Annotated in this window: 6 protein-coding genes and 2 pseudogenes; all 8 read left to right on the top strand. The window is 70.9% G+C overall.

Annotated features, from left to right (window positions below; genetic code table 11):
* Positions 1–1,302 (top strand): annotated as a pseudogene (locus tag ABZ371_RS25840) (histidine kinase); the annotation flags it as partial.
* Positions 1,303–1,311: 9 nt separating this feature from the next.
* The gene (locus ABZ371_RS25835) at positions 1,312–1,725 is read left to right on the top strand and encodes a roadblock/LC7 domain-containing protein (RefSeq protein ID WP_024495006.1); all 414 of its coding nucleotides are present in this window, start codon (positions 1,312–1,314) and stop codon (positions 1,723–1,725) included.
* A 134-nt stretch (positions 1,726–1,859) separates the two neighbouring features.
* Positions 1,860–2,267, top strand: coding sequence for a DUF742 domain-containing protein (locus ABZ371_RS25830; protein WP_003966010.1), 408 nt, complete (start codon positions 1,860–1,862; stop codon positions 2,265–2,267).
* Positions 2,248–2,829, top strand: a complete 582-nt coding sequence (locus ABZ371_RS25825; protein WP_014153856.1) for an ATP/GTP-binding protein — start codon at positions 2,248–2,250, stop codon at positions 2,827–2,829. The genes ABZ371_RS25830 and ABZ371_RS25825 overlap by 20 nt, the downstream gene beginning before the upstream one ends.
* Before the next feature lie 348 nt (positions 2,830–3,177).
* The gene (locus ABZ371_RS25820; protein ID WP_358683792.1) at positions 3,178–6,387 is read left to right on the top strand and encodes a nitrate- and nitrite sensing domain-containing protein; all 3,210 of its coding nucleotides are present in this window, start codon (positions 3,178–3,180) and stop codon (positions 6,385–6,387) included.
* 10 nt (positions 6,388–6,397) lie between these two features.
* Positions 6,398–6,811 carry a roadblock/LC7 domain-containing protein gene (locus tag ABZ371_RS25815; RefSeq protein WP_073771622.1) on the top strand — a complete coding sequence of 138 codons (414 nt, stop codon included), beginning with the start codon at positions 6,398–6,400 and terminating at the stop codon, positions 6,809–6,811.
* An 88-nt stretch (positions 6,812–6,899) separates the two neighbouring features.
* Positions 6,900–7,610 (top strand): DUF742 domain-containing protein, encoded by a 711-nt coding sequence (locus ABZ371_RS25810; RefSeq protein WP_358683789.1) that lies wholly within the window; start codon positions 6,900–6,902, stop codon positions 7,608–7,610.
* Positions 7,591–7,739, top strand: a pseudogene (locus ABZ371_RS25805) (ATP/GTP-binding protein); the annotation flags it as partial. The gene ABZ371_RS25810 and the pseudogene ABZ371_RS25805, both read left to right, overlap by 20 nt.

Here is a 7,739-nt window from a genome sequence, read left to right as displayed (position 1 = left end):
AACGCGGGCCGGCAGGGTCCCGGGCTCCCGAACCAGGGCCGGCCCGAGGCGCCCCGCCAGGGCGGCGGTCTCTCCGGTGCCTTCGGCGGCGCCAGGACGGGCGCGCGCGGCCAGCAGGATCCTTCCGCCGGCGGCGAGCCGGGCGGCCCGAACCTGTTCGGTCACTCCGGCCCGGGCCAGCCCGGCCGGCAGAGCGGCCCGCCCACCCGGCAGGCGCCGCAGCCGCAGCAGGCCCAGGGCGGCTTCCAGCAGCCCGGTGGGCCCGGACGCCAGCTCCCGCCGTCCGGCGGTCCGCGCGCCGAGCTGCCCGGCGCCGACCCCCAGCGCCCCCAGAGCACGAGCTGGGGCGTCGAGGAGCAGGGCATGCCCCGGCGGACGCCCCTGGACTCCCCGCGCGGCCACGAGGACCCCGACGCGGGCCGGTTCGGCCGCCCGGGCGATGTGGCCGGGCACCAGCCGTTCAGCGCGCCGGACCAGCGTCCGGGGATGAACGACCGTCAGGGGCCGGGCGCCACCGCCGAGTTCGCCCGTCCGGACTTCTCGGCCCCGCAGGCACCTCAGATGCCCCAGCCGCAGCAGAGCGCGGACCCGGCGAGCACGGCCCAGTTCGCCCGCCCCGATTTCGGTGCCCCCCGGCAGCAGCAGGACCAGGGTTTCGGCCGCCAGGACGAAGGCTTCGGACAGCAGCAGGCCCCCCAGCACCAGCAGATGCCCTCGCAGCGCCGGGAGAACGGTCCCGACTTCGGCGCGCCGCGCCCGCCGGCGCCGTCGGCCGGTGAGCCGCCGCACCGCCCCGCGCTTCCGCAGCAGCCGGAGGCCCTGCCGCCGGCCGGTCCGGGCGACGGCCGTACCCCGCTCTACGACACGCTGGAGACGAACTGGTTCCACGGCCCGCAGCAGGGTGGCCAGCAGCCGCCCGCCGCGGAGCCGCAGGCACCGGCCGCTCCCGGGCCCGCCGCACACCAGGCTCCGCCCGCGCCTCGGCGGGGTGCCGCCGACACCGGTTCATGGCGCGCCTCGCCCAACGACGAACTCGTCCGGCAGGCGGAGCGCGTCAAGAAGCCCGCCGCGGGCGGCATCACCACGTCCGGGCTGCCCCGCCGTGTCCCACGTGCCAATTTGGTGCCGGGCACCGCGCAGCAGCAGAATCATCAGTCCGGACCCCAGGTCTCGCGTGCGCCCGATGACGTACGTGGCCGTCTCACCAATCTCCGCCGGGGCATCCAGCAGGGACGACAGGCCAACAACGGCCCGTCGACCGGCAGTTTCCAACTCGGCCCCACTCACCAGCAGGAGCGTTAGTTGAGCCCCATGAGTCAGGCCGCGCAGAATCTGAACTGGCTGATCACCAACTTCGTGGACAACACCCCAGGGGTGTCCCACACGGTGGTGGTCTCCGCCGATGGCCTGCTGCTGGCGATGTCCGAAGGCTTCCCGCGCGACCGCGCCGATCAGCTGGCGGCCGTGGCCTCCGGTCTGACGTCGCTGACGGCGGGCGCCTCCCGGATCTTCGAAGGCGGCGCCGTGAGCCAGACCGTCGTGGAGATGGAACGCGGGTTCCTCTTCCTCATGTCCGTCTCGGACGGTTCCTCGCTCGCCGTTCTCGCCCACCCGGACGCCGACATCGGTCTGGTGGGATACGAGATGGCCCTTCTCGTCGACCGCGCGGGGACCGTCCTGACCCCCGACCTCCGCGCCGAACTACAAGGCAGTCTGCTCCACTAGGCGGCTTACCGGCAGTCACCTGACACGATCCCCCCAGGTACTACTCAAAACCCTCACCCGTCCGGCCGTCCCAGTCCCCCCACCGGCCCCTTCCGACGGCAAGGCGACACCCTGCTGTCACGCCCGGAGGATTCATGACCCCGCCACCCGCCTCGCCTGATCCGTACGGCGCCCTGCACCACGCGTCGTACGACGGCGAAGGCGACCAGCCGCTGGTCCGTCCGTACGCAATGACCGGCGGCCGGACCCGTCCGCGCTACCAGCTCGCGATAGAGGCGCTGGTCAGCACGACGGCTGACCCCGCTCACCTCGGGACGCTGCTCCCGGAGCACCAGCGGATCTGCCACCTCTGCCGCGAGGTCAAGTCGGTGGCCGAGGTCTCCGCACTGCTGTCCATGCCCCTGGGCGTGGCCAGGATCCTCGTGGCGGACCTGGCGGAAGCCGGCATGGTGGCCATCCACCAGCCGGGCAACGGAGAGGCCGGCGGCGCGCCGGATGTGACACTGCTCGAAAGGGTGCTCAGTGGACTTCGCAAGCTCTAGCGGCGGGACCGCCCGCTCCACCACCTCGGCGAAAATCGTGGTGGCAGGGGGCTTCGGCGTGGGTAAGACCACGTTCGTCGGTGCCGTTTCGGAGATCAACCCGCTGCGCACCGAAGCCGTGATGACGTCCGCGTCCGCGGGCATCGACGACCTGACCCACACCGGGGACAAGACCACCACCACGGTGGCCATGGACTTCGGCCGCATCACCCTGGACCAGGACCTGATCCTCTACCTGTTCGGCACCCCCGGACAGGACCGCTTCTGGTTCATGTGGGACGACCTGGTCCGCGGCGCCATCGGCGCCGTCGTCCTCGTCGACACCCGCCGCCTCGCCGACTGCTTCCCCGCCGTCGACTACTTCGAGAACAGCGGCCTCCCCTTCGTCATCGCCCTCAACGGCTTCGACGGACACCAGCCCTACACCCCCGACGAAGTACGCGAAGCACTCCAGATCGGCCCGGACGCCCCGATCATCACGACGGACGCCCGGCACCGCGCGGACGCCAAGAGCGGTCTGATCACGCTGGTCGAGCACGCCCTGATGGCGCGGCTGAAGTAGCCGGACGTCCCGGAGGCGTACGGAAGGTGCTGTAGTCGCACGGGGGCGGGCTGTGTCCTTTGACACGATCCGCCCCCGTGTTCATAACATTTCGACAGAGAATTGGAACCGAGCCGCCACCCGACGCAGCCGAGCGGTACCACTGTGCTCACATGAGCCCCGCCTTTTGACGGGGCTCGCTCTTTATGCCCGTTTTATCTGAGGCGTGAGCCACTCGGAACCGTTCGTTCCGACTGTTTGGAACGCGACGCGTCCGCGTGCTGCAATGCCTCGAACTACCCAGTAGTACGGCCCCTGAACGATAATCCGGCACAACGTAGGTGCCGACGCCGAGAGGTTGTTGGTCGAGTGAGGCGAAGCAACGAGGGCTCCGCGGCGCAGCCGGAGCGGGGCAACTTCACCCCGCCGCCGCGTGCTGCGGTGTCGCCTGTACCGGAGCCGTCCGAGATGGAACCGGCGGGCGGGGGCAGCAGCAGCCGGTTGTCACCCCGGAACTGGCGGGTGCCCACCCGGCTGAACGCGATCCTCCTGATACCCGCCCTGGTCGGCCTGGTCATGGGCGGTTTCCAGGTGAAGGGGTCGATGGACACCTGGAACGAGGCCCAGGACGCCGAGAAGACGGCCCTGGTCGTCCGGGCCGCCGCGGAGTACGGGCAGGCGCTGCTGAACGAGCGTGACCTCACCGCCCAGCCCCTGCTGTCCAACAAGCGCACCGCCTCCGAGGTGGAGCAGGCCCGCGCCACCACCGACCAGGCCGCCGCGAAGTTCGACACGGCCGTGCGGGACATGCCCTCCAAGCAGGGCCTGGAGCGCCGCCTCAAGCTGTTCAAGGGCGAGGAGCCGCTCCTCCCGGAACTGCGCAAGGCCGCCTACGCCGAGGCGATGGACCCGGTGAAGACGGAGGAGGGCTACACCAAGGTCCAGCACTCGCTAATGGAGTTCTCCAACGAGCTCGGCCTCGGCACCGGCAACATCACCAGCTACGGACGGACCGTCTACGCGATCGAGCTGGCCAAGGCCGCCGAATCGCTTCAGCGCTCGATCGGCATGCACCTCCTGGTGCGCCCGAGCCAGGAGGACGACAAGTTCAACGACCAGGTCAAGGCGTTCGGCTCGTACAACTACCTGGAGCAGATCGCCCTCGGCGAGTTCGTCTCCGGCGGTACGGAGGCCGACGCGGCGCGGCTCAAGCAGGTCTTGGCCGCCAAGGCCGCCGAGGGTGCCAAGCAGCTCAAGGAGGCCAAGGCGCGCGCCCAGGCCACCGGAGAACCGTTCGTGGCACCCCCGAGCATCGACGGTTCGGTCTTCGACGGCATGGCCCAGCAGATCGGGCAGGGCAAAAACCCCGACCAGCTTCAGGCCAAGGGCATCACGCCCGAGACCTGGATGGCCGCGGCCACCGCGAAGTTCGACGGGTACACCACGGTCGAGAACGAGCTCGTCGACAAGGCCGTGGCCGAGGCGGCGGACATCTCCTCGGACGCCCGGAACGACGCCATCGTCAACGGCGCGATCGTGATCATCGCCCTGCTCGCCGCCTTCGTCATCGCCGGCCTCATGGCCCGGCAGATGAGCCGCTCGATGCGCCAGCTGCGTACGGCCGCCTTCGGTATCGCCGAGCAGCGCCTGCCCATGCTGGTCGACCAGCTGTCCCGGACCGAGCCCGGCCGGGTGGACACCCGGGTCCAGCCGATCCCGATCGACAGCCGGGACGAGATCGGCGAGGTCGCGCGCGCCTTCGACCAGGTGCACCGCGAGGCCGTCCGGCTCGCCGCGGAGCAGGCAATGCTGCGGGGCAACGTCAACGCGATCTTCACCAACCTCTCGCGCCGCAACCAGTCGCTCATCGAGGGCCAGCTGACCCTCATCACCGACCTGGAGAACAACGAGGCCGACCCGGACCAGCTGTCCTCGCTGTTCAAGCTGGACCACCTGGCCACCCGTATGCGCCGTAACGGCGAGAACCTCCTCGTCCTCGCGGGCGAGGAGCCCGGCCGGCGCTGGAACCAGCCGGTGCCGCTGGTCGACGTGCTGCGGGCCGCCTCCTCGGAGGTGGAGTCCTACGAGCGCATCGAGCTCACCGGGGTGCCGGAGAGCGAGATCCACGGCCAAGCCGTGACCGACCTCGTGCACCTGCTGGCCGAGCTGCTGGAGAACGCGACGACGTTCTCCTCGCCGCAGACCAAGGTGCGCGTGACGGCGACCCGGCTGCCGGACGGCCGGGTCATGGTCGAGATCCACGACAAGGGCATCGGCCTGACCGCCGAGGACTTCGCGGACATCAACCACAAGCTCGCCAACCCGCCGACGGTGGACGCCGCCGTGTCCCAGCGGATGGGGCTGTTCGTGGTCGGCCGGCTGGCCGACCGGCACGGCATCCGCGTGCAGTTGCGCCCCTCGGGCGAGCAGGCGGGCACGACGTCGCTGGTCATGCTGCCGGACGCGATCACGCACGGTGGCGGCGGCGAAGGCACCCCGCAGGACGACTTCACCGTCTCCTCGATCATGCCCGCGCAGCAGCAGGCGTTCGACCCGATGCCCCAGCAGCCGCAGCTGCGGACGGCCGCGGAACTCGGCTTCGACGACTCCCGCTACGACACGGCGGCGGCGGACTCCCCGCAGCTCGACCCGGTCAACCGGTCGCTCATGCGTGAGGAGCGGCGGGCCGCGCTGGAGGCGCAGACGGGCGGTGAACGCCAGCCGTTCCCGGGCGAGTTCCCGGGTGAGGACGGGCACGGGCAGGCGTACGCCCAGGACGGGTCCGCCGGGCAGCAGTACGCGCCGCAGGGCTACGCCCAGGAGCCGCAGGCCTTCGGGCAGCCCGCCTACGAGGGCGGCTACGAGCCGTACGGCGGCGATGCCGGCTACGGGCAGCCGCAGCGTCAGGACGGTTACGCGGACGCGGCGTACGCGGCTCCGCAGGAGTCCCGGGAGCAGTACCCCGATCAGTTCCCGCAGCAGACCGACGTCTCCCACCAGGGTGATTGGGCGCAGCAGGGTGCCTACCAGCAGGCGTACGAGCCGCTCGGGCAGCCGGGAGCGGAAGCGCTCGCGGGTGCGCCGGGCGGGACGCAGGAGCACATAGGCTTCGACGACCGGCCGGGTCCGGCGCCGGAGGCCGGTCAGGCGCTGACGGAAGCGGGGCTCCCGCGCCGGGGTGCCGGCCAGCAGCACTGGCAGCCGACCGGCCGCGGCAACGACGCGCCGGCCGCACCGGAGCAGCGGCAGCGGCCGCAGCTGCCGGAACAGGCTGAGCAGCCCCGGGCGGCGGACGGGAACGGCGGCGAGGACTGGCGCTCGACCAACGACGAGCGCTGGGAGCGGGCCGAGAAGCTCCGGGAGCCGAAGGCGGGCGGGGTCACCCCCTCCGGCCTCCCCCGGCGGGTGCCCAAGGCCAACCTGGTCGAGGGCACGGCGGAACAGACACAGCAGGGCGGCCCCCAGGTCTCCCGCGCCCCCGAGGACGTGCGGGGCAGGTTGAGCAACCTGCGCCGGGGCGTGCAGCGGGGACGTACCGCGGGGTCGGATACAAGTAACACCTACAACCAGGAGCGTTAGTGTGAGCCCGATGAGCCAGGCGGCGCAGAATCTGAACTGGTTGATCACCAACTTCGTGGACAACACCCCCGGGGTGTCCCACACGGTGGTGGTCTCCGCCGACGGACTCCTGCTGGCGATGTCCGAGGGATTCCCGCGCGACCGCGCCGATCAGCTGGCGGCCGTGGCCTCCGGTCTGACGTCGCTGACGGCGGGTGCCTCCCGGATCTTCGAGGGCGGCGCGGTGAATCAGACGGTTGTGGAGATGGAGCGGGGATTCCTCTTCATCATGTCCATCTCCGACGGATCGTCCTTGGCCGTTCTCGCCCACCCGGACGCCGACATCGGTCTGGTCGGGTACGAAATGGCACTGCTTGTCGACCGGGCCGGCGGTGTCCTGACCCCGGACCTCCGTGCCGAGCTCCAGGGAAGTCTTCTTAACTAATAGACAGACAGTGCGTTTCTCGTCACCGCACCATAAGGTGCGGTGGCGCGGCACCACTGGACGGCGACCGGCAGGCGGAGGAGGAAACGTGGCAGCACCCACAGGCGGACACCCGTACGAGGGTGGTCAGCGGGCTTCGGGTGGGCAGGGCGACAACCGTTTCGACACTCCCTCGATGTCCGGCAGACAGGGTTCGCAAGACCCTTATCAGCCGTATCAGCCCTACGGCGGGCAGCAGCACAACGGCTGGCAGCAGCACGACGGCTGGCAGCAGCAGCCTCAGGAGGACGGCCGGCAGCAACAGCAGCAGGACGACGGCTGGCAACGACAGCAGCCGGGATCCGGATGGCCGGAGCAGCACCAGCCGCACCAGCAGCCGCCGCAGCGGTACGACACGCCCCCGTCGCGCATCCAGCCGGTGCAGCGGCAGGCCCCGCAGCCGGCGAAGCCCGCGGCCCACAACCCGCTGGTGCGCCCGTACGCCATGACCGGCGGCCGGACCCGGCCGCGGTACCAGCTCGCCATCGAGGCGCTGGTCAGCACGACGGCCGATCCGTCCCGGCTGCAAGGGCAGTTGCCCGAGCACCAGCGGATCTGCCGGCTCTGCATCGAGATCAAGTCGGTCGCCGAGGTCTCGGCCCTTCTCTCGATCCCCCTCGGCGTTGCCCGCATCCTCGTGGCCGACCTGGCCGAGGCCGGACTCGTCGCTATCCATCAGCCCGGCGGCGACGAGGCCGCCGGCGGCCAACCAGACGTGACACTGCTCGAAAGGGTGCTCAGTGGACTTCGCAAGCTCTAGCGGCGGAGCGGCCCGCTCCACTACCTCGGCGAAGATCGTGGTGGCAGGGGGCTTCGGCGTGGGTAAGACCACGTTCGTCGGTGCCGTTTCGGAGATCAACCCGCTGCGCACCGAAGCCGTGATGACGTC

It is taken from the genome of Streptomyces sp. NPDC005899 (genome assembly GCF_040629645.1).
Taxonomy (GTDB): domain Bacteria; phylum Actinomycetota; class Actinomycetes; order Streptomycetales; family Streptomycetaceae; genus Streptomyces.
The sequence above is the reverse complement of the archived record's forward strand: the minus strand, read 5'-3'. Positions and strand labels throughout refer to the sequence as shown.